Source organism: Nonomuraea sp. NPDC005983, assembly GCF_040614375.1.
Classification (GTDB): Bacteria; Actinomycetota; Actinomycetes; order Streptosporangiales; family Streptosporangiaceae; genus Nonomuraea.
Genome location: NZ_JBEXUP010000027.1, coordinates 56,346 through 73,893, shown reverse-complemented (window position 1 = coordinate 73,893; position 17,548 = coordinate 56,346). Strand labels below are relative to the sequence as shown.

General features: G+C 68.5%; 20 protein-coding genes and 1 pseudogene. 6 read left to right on the top strand and 15 right to left on the bottom strand.

The features are described from left to right. Positions 1–275: hypothetical protein (locus ABZ297_RS15445; RefSeq protein WP_355345364.1), on the bottom strand; the 275-nt coding region annotated here is incomplete at its 3' end. Beyond that, a complete protein-coding gene (locus tag ABZ297_RS15440) occupies positions 262–819 on the bottom strand; it encodes an RNA polymerase sigma factor (RefSeq protein WP_355345361.1) in 558 nt (185 codons plus the stop codon). The genes ABZ297_RS15445 and ABZ297_RS15440, both read right to left, overlap by 14 nt. A gap of 108 nt (positions 820–927) precedes the next feature. Here ABZ297_RS15440 and ABZ297_RS15435 point away from each other — a divergent pair, with 108 nt between their 5' ends. Then, positions 928–1,659, top strand: a complete 732-nt coding sequence (locus tag ABZ297_RS15435; RefSeq protein WP_355345358.1) for a class I SAM-dependent methyltransferase — start codon at positions 928–930, stop codon at positions 1,657–1,659. Positions 1,660–1,719: 60 nt separating this feature from the next. On the opposite strand, the gene ABZ297_RS15430 is transcribed toward ABZ297_RS15435, so the two are convergent. From ABZ297_RS15430 to ABZ297_RS15410, 5 genes are all read right to left on the bottom strand, one after another. Continuing rightward, positions 1,720–2,604, bottom strand: a complete 885-nt coding sequence (locus ABZ297_RS15430; protein WP_355345355.1) for a carbohydrate ABC transporter permease — start codon at positions 2,602–2,604, stop codon at positions 1,720–1,722. Continuing rightward, positions 2,604–3,488: a sugar ABC transporter permease gene (locus ABZ297_RS15425; protein ID WP_355345352.1), complete on the bottom strand. Its 885-nt coding sequence runs from the start codon at positions 3,486–3,488 to the stop codon at positions 2,604–2,606. Before ABZ297_RS15425 ends, ABZ297_RS15430 begins: the two co-directional genes overlap by 1 nt. Positions 3,489–3,555: 67 nt before the next feature. Next, positions 3,556–4,818, bottom strand: coding sequence for an extracellular solute-binding protein (locus tag ABZ297_RS15420; RefSeq protein ID WP_355345367.1), 1,263 nt, complete (start codon positions 4,816–4,818; stop codon positions 3,556–3,558). Between the two features lie 210 nt (positions 4,819–5,028). Continuing rightward, positions 5,029–6,891, bottom strand: coding sequence for an acyl-CoA dehydrogenase family protein (locus tag ABZ297_RS15415; protein ID WP_355345349.1), 1,863 nt, complete (start codon positions 6,889–6,891; stop codon positions 5,029–5,031). Between the two features lie 59 nt (positions 6,892–6,950). Continuing rightward, positions 6,951–7,130: a hypothetical protein gene (locus ABZ297_RS15410; RefSeq protein WP_355345346.1), complete on the bottom strand. Its 180-nt coding sequence runs from the start codon at positions 7,128–7,130 to the stop codon at positions 6,951–6,953. Between the two features lie 98 nt (positions 7,131–7,228). On the opposite strand from ABZ297_RS15410, the gene ABZ297_RS15405 reads away from it, so the two are divergent. The 3 genes from ABZ297_RS15405 to ABZ297_RS15395 all read left to right on the top strand — a co-directional run bounded on the left by ABZ297_RS15405 (position 7,229) and on the right by ABZ297_RS15395 (position 8,571). After that, positions 7,229–7,660, top strand: a complete 432-nt coding sequence (locus tag ABZ297_RS15405; protein WP_355345343.1) for a hypothetical protein — start codon at positions 7,229–7,231, stop codon at positions 7,658–7,660. Next, positions 7,657–8,271, top strand: a complete 615-nt coding sequence (locus ABZ297_RS15400; protein ID WP_355345340.1) for a TetR family transcriptional regulator — start codon at positions 7,657–7,659, stop codon at positions 8,269–8,271. Before ABZ297_RS15405 ends, ABZ297_RS15400 begins: the two co-directional genes overlap by 4 nt. 162 nt (positions 8,272–8,433) lie before the next feature. Next, positions 8,434–8,571, top strand: a complete 138-nt coding sequence (locus tag ABZ297_RS15395) for a hypothetical protein (RefSeq protein WP_355345337.1) — start codon at positions 8,434–8,436, stop codon at positions 8,569–8,571. Positions 8,572–8,675: 104 nt separating this feature from the next. Here the strand turns inward: ABZ297_RS15395 and ABZ297_RS15390 are convergent, their stop codons facing one another. The 6 genes from ABZ297_RS15390 to ABZ297_RS15365 form a co-directional block, all read right to left on the bottom strand. After that, positions 8,676–9,821 carry an acetyl-CoA C-acetyltransferase gene (locus ABZ297_RS15390; RefSeq protein ID WP_355345334.1) on the bottom strand — a complete coding sequence of 382 codons (1,146 nt, stop codon included), beginning with the start codon at positions 9,819–9,821 and terminating at the stop codon, positions 8,676–8,678. A gap of 61 nt (positions 9,822–9,882) precedes the next feature. Further along, positions 9,883–10,551: a hypothetical protein gene (locus ABZ297_RS15385; protein ID WP_355345331.1), complete on the bottom strand. Its 669-nt coding sequence runs from the start codon at positions 10,549–10,551 to the stop codon at positions 9,883–9,885. Between the two features lie 23 nt (positions 10,552–10,574). Then, entirely contained in the window at positions 10,575–11,327 is a 753-nt protein-coding gene (locus ABZ297_RS15380; RefSeq protein WP_355345328.1) for a class F sortase, read from the bottom strand. A gap of 5 nt (positions 11,328–11,332) precedes the next feature. Then, positions 11,333–12,631 (bottom strand): hypothetical protein, encoded by a 1,299-nt coding sequence (locus tag ABZ297_RS15375; RefSeq protein ID WP_355345325.1) that lies wholly within the window; start codon positions 12,629–12,631, stop codon positions 11,333–11,335. Between the two features lie 131 nt (positions 12,632–12,762). Then, the gene (locus ABZ297_RS15370; RefSeq protein ID WP_355345322.1) at positions 12,763–13,539 is read right to left on the bottom strand and encodes a class F sortase; all 777 of its coding nucleotides are present in this window, start codon (positions 13,537–13,539) and stop codon (positions 12,763–12,765) included. Next, a complete protein-coding gene (locus ABZ297_RS15365; RefSeq protein WP_355345319.1) occupies positions 13,539–14,891 on the bottom strand; it encodes a hypothetical protein in 1,353 nt (450 codons plus the stop codon). The genes ABZ297_RS15370 and ABZ297_RS15365 overlap by 1 nt, the downstream gene beginning before the upstream one ends. Positions 14,892–15,085: 194 nt before the next feature. Here ABZ297_RS15365 and ABZ297_RS15360 point away from each other — a divergent pair, with 194 nt between their 5' ends. Both ABZ297_RS15360 and ABZ297_RS15355 read left to right on the top strand, forming a co-directional pair. Then, positions 15,086–16,231, top strand: a complete 1,146-nt coding sequence (locus ABZ297_RS15360) for an acyl-CoA dehydrogenase family protein (protein ID WP_355345316.1) — start codon at positions 15,086–15,088, stop codon at positions 16,229–16,231. A gap of 59 nt (positions 16,232–16,290) precedes the next feature. Further along, positions 16,291–16,452, top strand: a complete 162-nt coding sequence (locus ABZ297_RS15355) for a hypothetical protein (RefSeq protein WP_350812865.1) — start codon at positions 16,291–16,293, stop codon at positions 16,450–16,452. A 4-nt stretch (positions 16,453–16,456) separates the two neighbouring features. Here ABZ297_RS15355 and ABZ297_RS15350 read toward each other — a convergent pair. Both ABZ297_RS15350 and ABZ297_RS15345 read right to left on the bottom strand, forming a co-directional pair. Next, positions 16,457–16,735 (bottom strand): annotated as a pseudogene (locus ABZ297_RS15350) (MarR family transcriptional regulator); the annotation flags it as partial. Positions 16,736–16,754: 19 nt separating this feature from the next. Further along, a complete protein-coding gene (locus ABZ297_RS15345; protein WP_355345313.1) occupies positions 16,755–17,531 on the bottom strand; it encodes an alpha/beta fold hydrolase in 777 nt (258 codons plus the stop codon). Positions 17,532–17,548: the final 17 nt, after the last annotated feature.

Here is a 17,548-nt window from a genome sequence, read left to right as displayed (position 1 = left end):
GTGGCCGCGGTGATCGCCACTACGGCGAGCAGCACGGCCGTGACGACCTTCCACCTGGCCCGCCGCCCGCGCGGCCCGGGGGCCGCCGCCGTTCCGCGGCCACTCCGACGCGGTGCGGGGGCGCCGGCGTCGTCGCGCGGCGCGGGCGCGTCCGCGGTGAGGCGGGCGCGGACCGCGGCCGCCACGTCCGCTTGCGGCGGGGTCGGGACGTCGAGGGCGGCGCCGAGGGCGGTGAGCTCGGCTTCCAGGTCGTCGAAGTGCTCATTCGAGGTCACGGCCCACCTCCTCCCTCAACCGGGCCAGGCCGCGATGGGTGCTGGACTTGACGGTGCCGAGCGGACAGTCGAGCACCTGTGCCGTCTCCGCTTCCGACAGCTGTAAGAAGTACCGGCAGACCACCGCCTGGCGTTCCCGTTCCGGCAGCGCGCGGACCGCCCGCAGGAGTCGGGCCCTGCGGTCGGTGGCCACGGCCTCGCCTTCGGGGTCGTCGGGGGAGGTCACGGCGGCCGTGGCGCCGAGCCGCACTGTCAGGTCCGACCTGCGACCCCGGGAGCGGGTCAGGTTGTGGGTCTCGTTGGCCACGATGCGCAGCAGCCATGGACGGAACGGAGAGTTCCGGCGGAAGGACGACAGGTGCCTGAACGCCTTGACGAACGCCTCCTGCACCACGTCCTCGGCCTCGTCGCCGGCGCCGAGCAGGGCGGCGGTGCGATGCGCGAGCGCGCTGTAGCGCGTGACCAGCACCTCATAGGCTGACAGGTCACCGGCGAGGGAGAGGGCGATCGCCTCGTCATCGTCCATGGACGAGTCAGATTCCACCGCAAAGTGCACCTTCAGCGGAAGGGCGTTTGGCCGATCAGGTGAGCCCTGACTCCGACCGGGCACTAGACTCTGGCAAATCCGCGAACCCCTTGAAGGAACGGGACTATGTCTGGGTATGACCGTGTAGTGCAACCGGCGGCCGGTGACGAGGCCCTGGAGAACCACCTGGGTGGGGACGAGGCCAAGAACTATCGGCAGTACGAGTTCGACATGGTCGCGCCGCATGTCGGCCGTTCCATGCTGGAGATCGGCTCGGGGCTCGGCCACTTCGCCGAGCAGTTCCTGCCGAGGCTCGACAGGCTGGTGGTGAGCGACTTCGACCCGTACTGCGTCGAGCAGCTCAACAAGCGCTTCGAGGGCCGCGACGACATCGACGTCCTGCAGTTCGGGCTGCCGACCGACATCCCGCTGGAGAACAAGGTCGACACGGTCGTGATGATGAACGTGCTGGAGCACATCGAGGAGGACGCCGAGGCGCTCCGCTCACTGGCGCGGGTCACCCTGCCGGGCGGCAGGATCATCATCTGGGTTCCCGGCTACATGCAGCTCTACGGAGACTTCGACCGCAAGGTGGGCCACGTCCAGCGGTACACGCCGAAGACGCTCCACGCGACGGTGGCCAAGGCGGGCCTCGACGTCGACGTGCTCAAGCCGATCAACTTCCTGGGCGGCATCGCCTGGTGGGCGGCGGTCCGCCGTGGCGGCGTCGGCTACCCCGACCCGAAGCTGGTCAAGATCTACGACCGCACGGTGGTGCCGACGACGAGGTTCATCGAGCGATTCATCACGCCGCCGTTCGGCCAGACCGTCTTCTGCGTCGCCCGCGTCCCGTCCTAGGGAGTGGCCCGGCCGCCCGCACGGTGGAGGGGCGTGGGGCGGCCGGGGCCCGGGGGTTGGCTACTTGATGGAGCCGGCGGTCAGGCCGCCGACCACCTTCCGTTCGATCAGCGCGAAGAGGATGATCACCGGGATGGTGGCGATCACCGATCCGGCGAACAGGTTCTGCCAGTCCACCTGGTACTGGCCGATGAACGAGTTCAGCGCCACCGTGAGCGGCTGGTTGGCCGGGGTGGTGGTGAGCGTCAGGGCGACCACGAACTCGTTCCACGCCGCGATGAAGGTGAAGATCAGCGCGGTGATGACGCCGGGCAGCGCCAGCGGCAGCGTGATGCGGAACAGCGCGCCGAAGCGGCCGTTGCCGTCGATGAACGCGGCCTCCTCCAGTTCGCGCGGGATCGAGGCGAAGTACGCGTTCAGGATCCACACCGCGAACGCCAGGTTGAACCCGCCGTTGACCAGGATCAGCGACCAGATCGAGTCGACCAGGCCGAACTGGTAGAACTCGCGGTAGATGCCGACGAGCATGGCCGTCGGCTGGAACATCTGGGTGATCAGCACCAGGATCAGGAACGCGGTGCGTCCCCTGAAGTTGTGCCTGGCCGAGTAGTAGGCCGCGGGCAGCGCCACCAGCAGGACGAGGACGGTTGAGCCCGCCGCCACCTTCAACGTGACGACGAGGTTCCCGGCGAGGCCGCTCGTCCAGAAGTTGGCGAGGTTGGACCAGATCCACTGCTTGGGGAAGAAGGAGACCTCGCGCAGCGAGTCCTGGGAGCGCAGCGAGGTGAGCAGCATCACCACGTACGGGAACAGGAAGACGAACGAGATCACGTAGGCGGTCGCCGCGATGATCACCGTCTTGAGCCTGGCGGGCCGCCGTGACCCCGTCCGCCTGGGCTTGGCGTGCGGACGCGTGGTGGTCGCGGGTGCCGTCCTGACCGCCATCACGCGACCTCCTTGTTCCAGCGGGTGACCCTCAGGAAGATCACGGTCAGCACGATCACCATGCCGAAGTTCACGACCGACATGGCGGCCGACTCGCCGATGTTGGACCCCTTGAGGATGAACATCAGGATGGTCGAGGTGGCCGTGGAGTAGCCGGGCTGACCATGGGTCATCGCCCAGATGATCGGGAAGCTGTTGAAGACGTTCATCACGTTGATCAGCGCGGCCACGGTCAGCGCGGGACGCAGCAGCGGCAGGGTGATCGACCAGTACGTCCGCAGCTTGGTCGCGCCGTCCATCTTGGCGGCCTCGTAGACGTCCGCCGGGATCGTCGCCAGCCCGGCCAGCAGCGCGTACGTGGTGAACGGCACCGACACGAACACCGCGACGAACACCAGCCACGGCATCGCGCTGGAGGCGTCGCCGAGCTGGTCGGCGGCGGCGCCGCCCATCGCGTCGATCAGCCCCAGCTTGAGCCTGATCTGGTTGATCACGCCGACCTCGGGGTCGAGCATCCACTTGAAGATGATCGCCGTCATCAGCACGGACGCCGCCCACGGCGCGATCAGCGCCCAGCGGGCCACCCTGCGGCCGGGGAAGCGCTGGTTGAACAGCTGGGCGAGGGCCAGCGAGATGAGCACGGTGAGCGCGACGACCGCGACCACCCAGATCACGCTGCGGAGCATGATGGCCGAGAAGTCCTTCTCGGCGAACAACTTGTCGTAGTTCGCCAGACCGTTGGACCCCTGCACCACGCCGAACCTGCTGATCTTCAGGAACGACGACCGGATCATCTCGATCACGGGCCAGAGCACGACCAGCGCGATCAGCGCGATGGCGGGCCCGACCCAGGCGAGGGGTTCCAGGGCGCGCAACCTTCTCATGAGGAACCTTCCATGAAGGTACGGCTAGCGCCCCCGCGGGTGCTAGCCGTACGGAGCCCCGAGGGGGTCAGCTGGCGTCGGCGGTCTTCTGCAGCTCGCCGAGGACCTTGGCCGGGTCGTCCTTGACGGCGCCGCCGATGGTCTGCTTGATCTGCGGGTTCACCTCGGCCCACTTCGGGTCCTGGAACGGGTAGAAGCTGGCGTTGGGCAGCGCGTCGAGGAACGGCTTGAGCTTCTCGTCGCCGGACAGCTTCTTGATGCCGCCGTTGGTGACGGGCAGCAGCTTGTAGGTGTCAGAGATCTTCTGGGCGGCGTTGCCGGTGTAGAAGAAGTCGAAGAACTTCTTGATCTCGGCGGCGTGGCCGTTCTTGTTGAACGCCATGATCCAGTCCATGACGCCGAGCGTGGTGTCGAGGGGGCCGCTCTTGCCCGGGATCGGCGCGACGCCGTAGTTCTTCAGCCCGGCCGCGTCGAAGATCGGGATGGACATGGGGCCGCCGTTGACCATGCCGACCTTGCCGGCGCCGAAGTCCTCCCAGACCGTCTTACGGTCCTTGGTGCCGGGGTTCGGGGTGGTCAGGCCCGCGTCGACGAGGCCCTTCATGTACGTGAACGTCTCGATGTTCTGCGGGGAGTTGATCGCCCACTTGCCGGAGGCGTCCTTGTAGCCGCCGCCGTTGCCGAGCATCCACAGGAACGACTCGCCCTGGGCCTCCTCCTGGCCGAGTGGCAGGCCGAAGGGCTGGCTGACGCCGGCCTTCTTCAGCTTCTCGGCGTCGGCCTTGAGCTCGTCCCACGTCTTGGGCGGCTCGGCGATGCCGGCCTTCTGGAACAGGTCCTTGTTGTAGAACAGGGCGCGGGCCGAGGACACGAACGGGATGCCGTAGGCGGCTCCGTCGACCTTGCCGAACTCGGCGAACTTCTGCAGCATGTCGCCGGAGACGTTCGGCGAGAGCACCTCGTCGACCTTGTAGAGCAGTTGGTCCTTGACGAAGCCGGAGTAGTCGCCGGTCTGCAGGATGTCGGGCACCTGGCCGTTCTGGACCATGGTGGCGACCTGCTTGTCGATGTCGTTCCAGTTGATGACCTGGACGTCCACCTTGATGTTCGGGTTGGCGGCCTGGAACTCGTCCACGACGCCCTTCCAGAACGTCTCGCCCGAGTTCGGCTTGCCGGGGCCGTCGCCGTAGTCGGCGGCCACCATCTTCAACGTGACCGGACCTCCGGACGAGGCCTTGTCCCCTCCGGCCGTTCCGGAGTCTCCGGACCCACAGCTGGACAGGACCAGCATGGTGGCCAGGCCGAGAGCGGCGCCGCCCACAAGTTTCATGTTCACCGTCAGTACCGCCTTCTCGTCGGACGGGTCATGCTGGTCCGTACCAGCAACTGGACCTCGTCCAAGGGGATTGGGGGCGCGTGAGCCGCGGCTCAACGCGTTTGCGTCAGCGTAAGCCCCTGTTCAATGGGCGGTCTATACCGGTTGGTATCGGTTTGAAAACACTCGGACGCCTAAAACCTCGTAACCGGTCTAGACCGGACGTCAGAGGATCTTTCTACGGACGCTCTCCCTGCCCTGCGGCACGCCGATCCACGGCCCCTCGATGGACGGGTCGAGGATTCCCTCCTCCAGGAAGGTGTACCGGCCGTCGAGCACGTACTTGGCGAGCCGGACGTCCTGGCTGTCGCTGTTGTCCCAGAGCGTGTCGAACAACGAGTCGACCCGCCGCCTGGCCTGCCGGCAGAACGTGTCGGCCAGCTCGTACGGCCTGCGCCCCAGGTCACGGGCGTCCTCCTCGGCCTTGACGCAGGCCGCGGTCATCGCGAACAGCTCGGCCCCGATGTCCACCAAGCGCCCGAGGAACGACTGCCTGTGCTCCAGCCCGCCCTGCCAGCGCGACATCCCGTAGAAGGTGGACCTCGCCAGCTTCCTGCTGGTCCGCTCCACGAACCGCAGGTGATGGGCGAGCGGGCCGAACTCGCCGTACGAGGTCGGCAGGTTGCCGCTGCCCGCGACCAGTGTGGGCAGCCACCTGGCGTAGAAGCGGCCCGCCCGCCTCAGGGCCCGCGCGCGCTCCTTCGCGGACGCCTCCGGGTTGATCAGCTCGCCGGCCGCCGTCAGGTGCGCGTCGACCGCCTCACGGGTGATCAGCAGCCGCATGATCTCGGACGAGCCCTCGAAGATCCGGTTGATCCGGGAGTCGCGCAGCATCTGCTCGGCAGGTACTCCCCGCTCACCACGGGCCACCAGCGACTCGGCCGTCTCGAAGCCGCGCCCTCCCCTGATCTGGACCAGCTCGTCGCTCGCCCGGTACGACAGCTCGGACGCGTACAGCTTGGCCAGCGCCGCCTCCATCCTGATGTCGTTGCGCTGGTCGTCGGCCATCCGGCTGGTCAGGTCGCTGACCGCCTCCAGGGCGTAGGCGGTGGCGGCGATGAACGCGATCTTGGTGGCCACCGCCTCGTGCGCGCCGATCTTGCGTCCCCACTGCACGCGGGCGTTGCCCCACTCGCGGGCGATCTTCACGGACCACTTGGCGTTGCCCGCGCAGGTGGCGGGGAGCGACAGGCGTCCGGTGTTGAGCGTGGTGAGGGCGATCTTCAGGCCCTGCCCCTCGCGTCCGATCAGGTTCTTCGCCGGGACCCTGACCTGGGAGAACTCGGTGACGCCGTTCTCGATGCCGCGCAGCCCCATGAAGGCGTTGCGCCTGTTGACGGTGATGCCGGGCGAATCGGCCTCGACCACGAACGCGCTGATCTTCTCGCCGGTGCGCGCCATCACCACGAGCAGGTCGGCGACGACGCCGTTGGTGGTCCACAGCTTGACGCCGTCGAGGACGTAGTCGTCACCGTCCCTGACGGCGGTGGTGGACAGGCGGGCCGGGTCGGAGCCCACGTCCGGCTCGGTCAGCAGGAACGCCGAAATTTCGCCCCGCGCGCACCTTGGTAGGAACTCTCGCTTCTGCTCTTCGGTGCCGAACAGCTTCAGCGGCTGCGGCACCCCGATCGACTGGTGCGCCGACAGCAGCGTCGCCAGCGCCGGGCAGTACGAGCCGACGAGCATCAACGTCCGGCAGTAGTACAGGTACGGCAGACCGAGACCGCCGTACTCCTCGCTGATGGTGATCCCGAACGCGCCGAGCGCGGCCAAGCCCTTGACCACCTCGTCCGGCACCGCCGCGGTGCGCTCGATCAGCGCCGGGTCCACGTGCCCGTCGAGGAACCTGCGGACCGCCCTGACGAACTCCTCACCCCGCTTGGCCGCCTGGTCCGGCAGCGTCGGCGCCGGATACACCAGGTCGAGGCGGAAGTCCCCGAGGAACAGCTGCTTCGCGAAGCTCGGCCGGGTCCACTCCCGCTCCCTCGCCTGCTCGCCGAGCTCTCTCGCCTTGGCGTACTCGCTCATAAAGCACCCTCCGTCAGACGCTACGCCGCCTTCGGATGCCTGGATAGTTCAGGCCGCTCTCACGGAGACGGCCGCCAGGACGCGCGCCGCAGGCTCACCCGGTAGCTACCCAGAGCGACCGCTCCCAGAACGACCGGCACAAGCAGGTACGGACCACAGCAGACCAGGGCGACGACGGACAGCACGGTCGCCACCGTCGCGACGGCCCGCGCCCCGCCTTCCAGGACCCGCAGGTCCATAACACCGCGCCGGCCCGCCTGGACTGAGGAAGCCCCTTGCTTCGATTTTGCGTACCTCGTAAGCTTACAAGGTACACAAAATCGAAGGAGGAGGTGCCGTGACCACGTTCGCCGTCATCGTCCCGCTCGTCTGGCTCGCCTGGCTGATCGTGACCGAATGGGTCCCGATGTTCCCGCTCAACGACCTGACCAAGGCGAACGTCCACGGCCGGGTGCTCGCCGCGGCGATCAACTACCCCTTCCCGCTGCTGATAGCGGCCGGCCTCGCCCTACACCAGACCTGGTCGCTGATCACCGCCACCGTGCTCTGCGTCCTGATCATGGCCGGGCATCTGCAGAGCTGGTGGCTGCCGTACTTCGGCGTCAGCACAGAGGCGCAGCGCGAGGTCTACCGCCGCGACTACAGCCGCACCCTCAAGATCCTCCCGACCGAGGGGCACGACGTGGTCATCGACGTCCAGCACCTGGTCGTGGGCGTGCTCTCCCTGATCATGCTGGCGACCACGCTGGTCGTTACGCTGACGGCATGACCCAGCGAGGCAGGGGCCGACCGGCCGTGCTCACCGTCGAGCGCATCGTGGACGCGGCCGTCGAGGTGCTCGACGCCGAAGGGCTCGACGCGCTGACCATGCGGCGGCTCGGCAGCCACCTCGGCGTCGCCGCCATGTCCCTCTACCGGCACGTCCCGAACCGCGACGCGCTGCTCGCCGAGATCGTCAACCGGCTCTTCGCCGAGGCCGTGACACAGTCGCGGCCCGGCGGGCCGTGGCCGGAAGCGCTGAGCGGCTTCGCAGGCGCGTACCGGCGGATGCTGCTGTCGCACCCGCACGCCGTGCCACTCCTCGCCACCCATCCCGTGGACGTCGAGCTGGGGCTGGAGCTGCTTGGCGGCCTGCTCGACCGGTTCGACGAGGGCGGCGTGCCGCGCGAGAGCGCGCTGACCGCCGTCCAGTCCGTCGGCGTCTACGTACTGGGACACGCCCTCGCCCAGGTCGGCGCGCCGCCAGGCGGCGAGGAGCCGCCCCCTGAGACGGACCAGACCTTCTACGACCAGTGGTTCGACACCGGGCTGAGCGCGATGGTGTCGGGCTTCGAGCGAATAATCGGTTGCGACCCGTCCAAACCGCCGCTTAGTGTCTAGGACATGCGCCTTTACCTGTAATGCGCCAGGGCTGAACAAGCCCGGCCACTCAGCGAATCCGCCCGGCGGTGACACTCCCGCCACGAGTCCATCCAGACGCGGCAGCTGAGCTTGTCGACCGGTGTTCGAGCCGCGTCGCGAGTTACGTAAAGGAGCTTTCGTATGCGAGTACGCGCAGGCAAGAAGAGCAACAACGTCCCCGGCATTCCGGGGCGGGAGGCGCCGCTTCCGCGGCAGATGCCCAAGATGCCGCTGCGGCCGGTCGCGCCGCCGAGGCGCATCCCGTCCAAGGGCCGCTGAACCTCTACCAGGGATGGTAGATCCCGCGGTGCGCCGTCCCCGACGCCATGGGACGCCCCGCACGGCGCTCCGGCCCCTCCTGCAGGGGCCGGAGCGCCTTCGCGTCAGAGCCTCTCGATGATCGTGACGTTGGCCTGGCCGCCGCCCTCGCACATCGTCTGCAGGCCGTACCGGCCGCCGGTGCGCTCCAGCTCGTGCAGCAGCTTGGTCATCAGGATCGCGCCCGTGCCGCCCAGCGGGTGGCCGAGCGCGATCGCGCCGCCGTTCGGGTTGACCCGGGCCGGGTCGGCGTCCAGCTCCTTCATCCACGCCAGCGGCACCGGCGCGAACGCCTCGTTGATCTCGACGACGTCGATGTCGTCGATCGACATCCCCGCCTTCTCCAGGGCCTTCCGCGTCGCCGGGATCGGCGCGGTCAGCATGAAGACCGGGTCGTCGCCCATGAGCGCGAGTTGGTGGATCCGGGCGCGCGGGGTCAGGCCGTGGTCGCGTACCGCCTGCTCGGAGGCGATCAGCAGCGCGCCGGAACCGTCGGAGATCTGCGAGGACGTGGCCGCGGTGATCTGGCCGTCCTCTTTCAGCGTCTTCAGGGCGGCCATCTTCTCCAGCGTCGTGTCGGGACGCGGCCCCTCATCGTCCTCGACGCCGTTCACGGGCTCGATCTGGTCCTTGAAGTAGCCGTTGGCGATGGCCTTGGCGGCGCGCTGGTGCGACTCGAAGGCGAAGCGCTCCAGGTCGTCGCGCTTGAAGCCCCACTTCTCGCACATCAGCTCCGCGCCGCGGAACTGCGAGATCTCCTGCTTGCCGTACCGCTCGACCCACAGGTCGCCGAACGGGAACGGCATGCCCTTCTCCAGCGCGGCAGTGATCGACGAGCCCATCGGCACGACGCTCATCGACTCGACGCCGGCCGCGACGACCAGGTCCTGGGTGCCGGACAGCACGCCCTGGGCGGCGAAGTGGATCGACTGCTGCGAGGAGCCGCACTGCCGGTCGATCGTGACGCCGGCGGTCGTCTCCGGCAGCCCGGCGGAGAGCCACGCGTTCCGCGCGATGTCCATGCTCTGCGGGCCGAACTGCATGACGCACCCCATGACGACGTCCTCCACCGCCGCAGGGTCGACGCCGGTGCGGTCGATGAGCGCCTTCAACGTGTGTGCGGCCAGGTCAGTGGGGTGGACGGTGGACAGCCCGCCCTTCTTCTTGCCGACCGGGGAGCGGACCGCCCCGACGATGTACGCCTCTGCCACAGTGCCTCCTGAAACCGAGCATTATTCGGTTATTAGGAAGAGACTACAACAGAACCTTGCTCTACGACCTCTCGGGAGGTGGCAGCAGGTCTTCGGGGGCGTCGATCCGGAACCGCCAGCGGTCGACCGCCAGCCCGTTCAACCCCTCCGACAGCGCCAGCGCCAGCGTGCCCAGCTTCACCGGGTCGTCGCCGCGCAGCTCCACCGCGGTCAGCTCGGTCGCGAAGGGCAGCAGCTCCGCGACCGCCGGCGGCTGCCCCTTCTGCGGCACCACCAGCACGCGGACGCCCCCGGCCGTGAAGACGAACTCGTCCTCCTCCTCGACCTCGCCCTCCAGGTGCGCCACCAGCTCCTCGGCCGACGGCCGGGCCGGCAGGACGACCGCCGGGCCGCCACGGTCGTCGTCGGCGGGGTCGCTCACCTCGCCCCGGCACACGGCCAGCCCGCCCAGCCGGAACGCCAGCCCCTCGGCCAGGAAACGGTCGAAGTAGTCGAACGGCAGCGGCCCCTCCGCGGCCACCCGGCACGCCCACACCTGCTCCAGCTCGCCGCCCACCAGGTCGGTTTCGGCCTCCACCGGAGCCTGCACCCGGACGTCTGCAGCGACGATGTCGCCGCCGTCCTCGCGGGCGGCCGGATCGGCCAGCCGTACCAACCGCAGCAACTCGGACTGGTCCGGTTTGACGGGCAGCGCCGCCGTAGGGCCAGTACGCAGTCTCCGCTTCGCCATCCAGCCCATGCGCGCCTCCGCGATCAGCTTCGATAGGAGCTCGTCATCGTCGCGTAGACGATGATGTTATCGGTGTAGTGACCGATGCTGCGGTTGTACGTGCCACCGCAGGTGATCAGGTGAAGCTGCGCGTTGGTCTGGCTGCCGTAGACGCGCTGCGTCGGGAAGGTCTTCTTGCTCGCCTGCTCGACACCGCCGACGGTGAAGACGGCGGTCGTCCTGTCCTGCCGCTTGACCTCGATCGTGTCGCCGTTCCTGATCTCGTACAGGCGGCTGAACACGGCGCTGCGCGTCCGCGTGTCCTTGTGCCCCAGCATGACGGCCGGGCCGGCCTCACCCGGGGTGGACATGTTCCGGTACCACCCGACCAGGTTGGGGTTGTCGCCGGCGGGCACCTGGATGGTCCCGTCCTTGGCCAGCCCCAGCGACTCCACCGGCGCGTTGATGCCCAGCCGCTTGATCACGATCCGCACCGGCGTGGACGGCAGCATCGGCGGAGCCGGCGTCACCTGCGGCAACGGCGGCGGCGCGGTCGGGGCCGCCTGGAACAGCGCCTGCGCGGGCTGGCCCGTCGCCTTCCCGTCGGGCTGCGCACTCAGCGACAGCGAATCGCGGTCGCCGGCCAGGCCGTACTCCTCAGGCGAGCCGAGCACGATGAGCATCCCGGTCACCACCGTCACCACACCGGCCACGGCGGCCAGGATCAGCACGGACCTGAGGACCTTGCTGCCCCTGTCGTCCGGCGGCCCGCCGCCGTACGGATACTGCCCGGCCACCTCGATCAGCCTCTGCCGAGATTGCGGCGCCGCAGCGCCAGCCCGCCGACGCCGGCGGCCATGACCAGTGCCGACCCGACCAGCATGAACGTCCGCCCGTCAGGCCCGGCCGCCCCACCGCCACCGGTGTCGGCCCCGGCCTTGGGGGTCTGCGACTTCTTGGTGGTCTTCTTGGTGGAGGGGGTGTGGGTCACGATCAGCGTGGTCGTCTTGGTGGGCTTCGGCGTGCTGCTCGTGTTGGTGTTGCTCGGCGTGGGCGTCGGCGACGAGGTGCCGTTGCTCACGGTGAGCGTGAACGTCTTCAGCCCGGTCGTGGGAGCCGTGCACTTGATCGCCGGCGCGCTCGACGAGGTACCGAAGGCGAGATCCCCGGCCGTCAGCGAGACGGTGCCGGTGGTCGTCGGCTTCACCTTGAACGTGAGGGCCGGAAGGGTCGTGAGATTCTGACCGGCCGTTGCGCCCATGAGGAGGGCCTCTGCGGTCACCGACGTCGGCGCTCCCGCACCGCTCGCCTTCACCGTGGCGAAGAGCTTGCTGCTGGCCGGGAAGCTGGTGGGCAGCTTCAGCGGATCTCCGGTGCTCTGGATGGTGCCGGTCCAGGGGATGGAGGCGTCTTCGTTGGCCTTGGCGCTGGTCGGCGGGGTCATCTTGACCTCGATGTCGACCTCGGCGGGATAGTCCGCATCGGTCGTGCCGGTTGCCAGCGTGCAGTTGTACTTCACGATGTCGTCGGTACCTGCGCCGCCGCCCTGCCCAACCGTAATATCGACGCTCTCTGTGCTGGTCGCTGCCGTGCACGAGGTCACATTCGACGGCGCGTTCGCCAGGCTGAGCTTCAGGCTGCCGGTCTCGGTCGGAGCCTTGATGTTCACCTTGCCACCCGTAGTGGCGGTGACCGCAACCGTACTCGTTACCTGACCGGCAGGCACAGCGGTCGCACTCATGGTGACATTCGCCCCCGACTTGTCGAGGTCCGTGTGTGTTCCGCCGGTCACCAAGAGCTTGCCTGTCACCTTCACCTGCGTGGCAGCCGCAGGTGACTGCGCCAGAGTCAGTGGGGGAATGGCCCACTTGACATCGAACGTGCCACTCGCCGTATCAGGCACGGTGATCGGCACATTGATCGAAGTGTTAGTGAACGGCCCACCCATGCACGTGTAGGCGATGCTGAGGTTCTTGTCCACCGCCGCCTCTGCCGGTGACGATAGAGCCAGGACCGAACCAACGAAGACGGCCAGCGTGCTCGCGATCCCTAAGGCGGATGTCTTCTGGGCGAGGCGGCGCCGCGCCTTGGACGTCAGCACTGTCCATCTCCGTTTCAGCACAGGTACAACAGGCGTACCAGGATTCCAGCCGTTGGTCACGGTTAGGTAGAGATCCTACGAACTGTCCCTGTCAACTTCCTGTAAACGGCGAAAACCCACGCAAGTTGCCGTCAGCCCTTCTTCTTGGAGAGCGTGGCGTACACGACGATGTTGTCCGTGTAGCTGTGCGCCTGCTTGTTGAAGACGCCGCCGCAGGTGATCAGGCGGAGCTGCGAGCTGTCGGTGTTCCCGTACACCCGGGCTGTCGGGAAGTTCGTCTTGCTGACCTGCTCGATCCCGCTCACGGTGAACCGGGTGACCTTCCCGTCCGATCGGTACACGTAGATCTGGTCGCCCTTGGCCAGCTCCGAGAGGCGCTGGAACACCGCCGGGCCCTTCCTGGTGCTCACATGCCCATTGATGATCGCCGGACCGACCTCCCCCGGAACGGGGCTGAACCGGTACCAGCCGGTCTGGTTGGGCTTGCTCAGCGGCGGGGTGCCCAGAGCCCCCTTGAGGTCCACGGTGACCGACCCGACCGGCGCGTTCACCTTGATCTTGGGGATCTTGATCCGCGTCGGCTTGGGCTTCGTGGTCTTGGTCTTGGCAGGAGGGATCGGCGCCACCACGGGCGCGGCGGCGAACGGCGGCGGCGCGTCGAGCCTGGCCGGGGTCAGCGGCACGTTCTTGCCGCCGGGGCCCACGGTCGGCGGCAGCACGAACGCGCCCGCGTTCTGCACCTGCACCTGGGTCGGCTCGACCTGGGCCATCGGCTGCGGGCCCGACCCGTCGTCCACGCTGGGCGCCAGCGACAGCAACCCCGCCATGATCGCGCCCACGCCGCCCAGCGAGCCCGCGATCAGCAGGCCGGGCAGCGCCCGGTTCATCGGCGACTTCTGCTCGGTCATCAGCTCACTCCTCCGGCATGCGCGGCCCGGCGCCGTCGCAACAGCAGCCCTCCGGTCGCGCTCCCCATCAGCAGCACGGACCCACCCGCGATGAGCCCGTACGATCCGCTCCCGGCCTCCGCCGCCTCACCCGTGTCGACGCCGCCCTTGGGCGTCTTGGCCACCTGCGCCTTGACGTACTTGGTGGAGGTCGGCCCGCTGGACGCCTTGGCGGTGGCGGTCACGGTGGACGTCGACGTCGCCACCACGCTCACGTGCCGATCAGCAGTGGGCCCCGGGTCCCACTGCTGAGGAGGCGTCGTGCTGGGGTTCGCAGGCGGCGGCGTAGAGGTGGACGTCCTGGTGGGCGTCGTCGGCGGCGGGCTGCTGGGGGGCGGGCTGCTCGCAGGAGGGGTCGTGGAGCCGGGGACCGTCACGTCGATGGCGCCAGGCGGGCTGTCGGGCGTGCACGTGGCCTGGTCGTGGAGCGGCGGCTCGGTGATACGGCCGGTGATCACCTTGATGGCGTCCACGTAGGCCTTCTTGTTCTCGGTGTTGACGACCTCGATGGTGTGCGGCTCGTACGCCAGGTCCGGAGAGCTCCAGAGCGTCTCCTGCGCCTTGGTGCCGGTCATCGGTGTACCGTTCCTGTCCAGGCCCGGCTCCACCAGCCCGTCGGTGACGGGCTCGCCGTCGATGCGCACCCGGACGGGGCCGAGGTCGCGTTCGCGGCGGCTGATGTACTCGACCTTCGTGGCCGTGAAGCCGAGCTTGGCCGTGGCGTCCTTCTGATCGGTCTCGGCGAGGTCGAAGAGGTGGTCGCCGAACTCGGGCGCCGTACGCACGTTGGGGTTCCAGGCGCCCGTGTAGTCGAGCTTGTTGTTGTTCACCAGCACCTCGCCGGCGGCGGGGGTGAACCGGACGACCAGGTCTGTGGGCCTGACCCGGATGGTTCCCGATCGCTTCACGGAACCGGCGTCGGAGAGGCCCTCGGGCACGACCAGCTGGTCGCCCGGCACCAGCTGGCCCTGCTCCTTGCCGCCCTTGGGGCGCAGCTGGCCGTCCCAGGCCCCGGTGATGTCGACCGTGCCTTGCAGGTTGAGCTGCGAGCCCTTGACGAAGAAGCCGGGCGAGCCGAACCTCCGGTTGCCCACGTACTTGATCGACCAGGCGACGTCCAGCATGCCCGCCGAGGTGAGCCGCGGAGTGACGGCCGCCTCCAGCTGGACCCCTGTGGTCCCCGCGACGCCACCCCAACAGGAGTACGTCACGATCAGCGAGTCGGCCTGGCTCGTGCTGGAAGCCGCTACGAACGCCGCGGATGCCGCCAGGCCCACCGACGCGGCGACCAACGCCTTACGTAACCGATTCACGGCCCTGCTCCGATCACACAAGGAAACCGAAGGTAGATCTTAGGGTCGAAAACCCCTGCAACACATGTCAAACCGCTCGTCCGCCAATACTTGTGATGAAGCCGTGTCCGCTTGGGCGCGTCCCGGAAAAGCGGGTATACCGATCAGTAACAGAATTGTATTCTGTCGGGCACGAACACCTGCTTGGAGGCGACATGCAGCGAGACCTCTACGACGAGGAGCACCTGCTCTTCCGGGAGACCGTGCGCGAGTTCATGGCCCGCGAGGTCGTGCCGCACCACGCGCAGTGGGAGAAAGACGGCATCGTGCCGCGCGAGGTCTGGAAGAAAGCCGGCGAGATCGGGATGTTCGGCTTCTCCGTGCCCGAGGAGTACGGCGGCGCGGGCATCACCGACTTCCGCTACAACGCCGTCATCGTCGAGGAGATCATCAGGAGCGGCGCGTCGGGGCTGGGATTCTCGCTGCACAACGACGTCATGGCCCCGTACGTCGTGGAGTTGACCGATGAGGAGCAGAAGCAGCGCTGGCTGCCCGGGTTCGTCAGCGGCGAGCTGATCACGGCGATCGCGATGACCGAGCCCGGCGCCGGCAGCGACCTGCAGGGGATCAGGACGACCGCCGTCCGCGAGGGTGATCACTACGTCGTCAACGGGCAGAAGACGTTCATCACGAACGGAATCAACTCCGACCTCGTCGTGGTGGTGGTCAAGACCGACCCGGCAGCCGGCGCGAGGGGCACGACGCTGCTGGTCGTCGAGCGCGGCATGGACGGCTTCACCCGCGGCCGCAACCTGGAGAAGGTCGGGATGAAGGCTCAGGACACGGCCGAGCTGTTCTTCGAGAACGTCCGCGTGCCGGTGGCCAACCGGCTGGGCCCCAACGACGGCGAGGGGTTCTTCCAGCTCATGAACAACCTGCCCCAGGAGCGGCTGTCGATCGCGGTCGCGGCGGTGGCGGCGGCCGAGACGGTGCTGGAGCAGACCATCGAGTACTGCAGGCAGCGCGAAGCCTTCGGGCGAAAAATCGGATCCTTCCAGAACACCCGCTTCGTCCTGGCGGAGCTGGCCACCGAGACCGAGATCGCCCGCCACTACGTGGACAAGTGCATCGTGGCGCTCAACGCCAGGCAACTGAGCGCCGTGGACGCGGCCAAGGCCAAGTGGTGGACCACCGAGCTGCAGAACAAGGTGATCGACCGGTGCCTCCAACTGCACGGCGGCTACGGCTACATGATGGAGTACCCGGTGGCCAGGGCCTGGCTCGACAGCCGCGTCCAGACCATCTACGGCGGCACCACGGAGATCATGAAGGAGATCATCGGCCGCTCCTTCGGACTCTGACGCCCGGCGACGCCCGTTACACCGCGCGGAATGCGATCTGACGCCGCATACTGGTCAGCATGGACGGCGGCCTGATCCTCCTGGTTTTCCTGGCGTTGCTGTTCGCCTGGGGCCTCAACCGCGTGCGCCGGGCGCTGCGGTTCGGCCCGGTGGGCTACCTCGGCGTGATGGCCGTCTTCATCATCGTCATGCTGCTCGTCTGGGGCCAGACGATGCGCTAGCCGGCTAACCCGGCAGCGCGCCCACGAACCGGGTGAGCAGCCGGGCGAACTCGGCCCGCTCAACCTCCGACCACCCGGCCATGGCCTGCTGGAACACGGCCTTGCGGCCCTGGCGGACCTGTTCGAGCGCTGCCACGCCCGCATCGGTCAGCACCAGCAGCGCCCTGCGCCCGTCGGCCTGGTCGGCCTCGCGCCTGGCCAGGCCCGCCTCGACGGCGGCGGCCACCAGCCTGCTCGCGCGAGGCTGGTCCACGGACAGCGCCTCGGCGACGTCCGACACGGTGACGGGCCCGCCCGCCTACTCAGTCGCCGCTCCCCTCCAGCAGCACCCTCGCCACCAGGTCGGGGTCGTCGCTCATCGGCACGTGCCCGCAGCCCTTGAGCAGCTTCACCCGCTGCCCCGACCACTTGGCGGCACGCACGGCCTGACGGCGCAGCAGCAGCCGGTCGTGCTCGCCCCACGCGATCGTGATCGGCGACTTGGGCGGCGCGGGCGGCAGCACGTCCGAGAACGCCTCCAGCGTCGCGTCGAACCCGGACGAGCGGCCCAGCGCCTGAGAAGCGGCGACCAGCGCCGTGGGCGACAGCCGCGACGGACGCGCCACCAGCAGCCCCGCCGACAGCGCCCGCCCGACCGGACTCTCGGCCCTGCGCAACGACCGCTCCGGCGGCAAGGCCCTGGCCGAGGCGCGCATGGCCCGCAGCACCGTCTGGCAGTACAGCAGCTCGGGACGCGACCAGAACCCGGCGGGCGACAGCGCGGTGGCGGTACGGACCACCCCGCGCGAGGCCAGCTCCAGCGCGAGGTAGCCACCCAGCGAGTTGCCCGCCACGTGCGGCTCGCGCACGCCGAGCATCGCGCAGAACGACTCGACGGCGTCGGCGAGAGCCTCGGCGGTGTAGGGCGTGCCTTCTGGCAGCCCCGGCGACACCCCGAAACCGGGCAGATCGATGGCGATCACGGTCCGCGAGACGGCCAGCCGATCCAGCACCGGAAGCCACGCCTGCCAGTGGTGCCCGATGCCATGGATGAGGATCAGCGGTGCGCCGGTGCCGCGCCGCTCGAAGGCCAACTCCATGTGGTCGAGTAGACCAC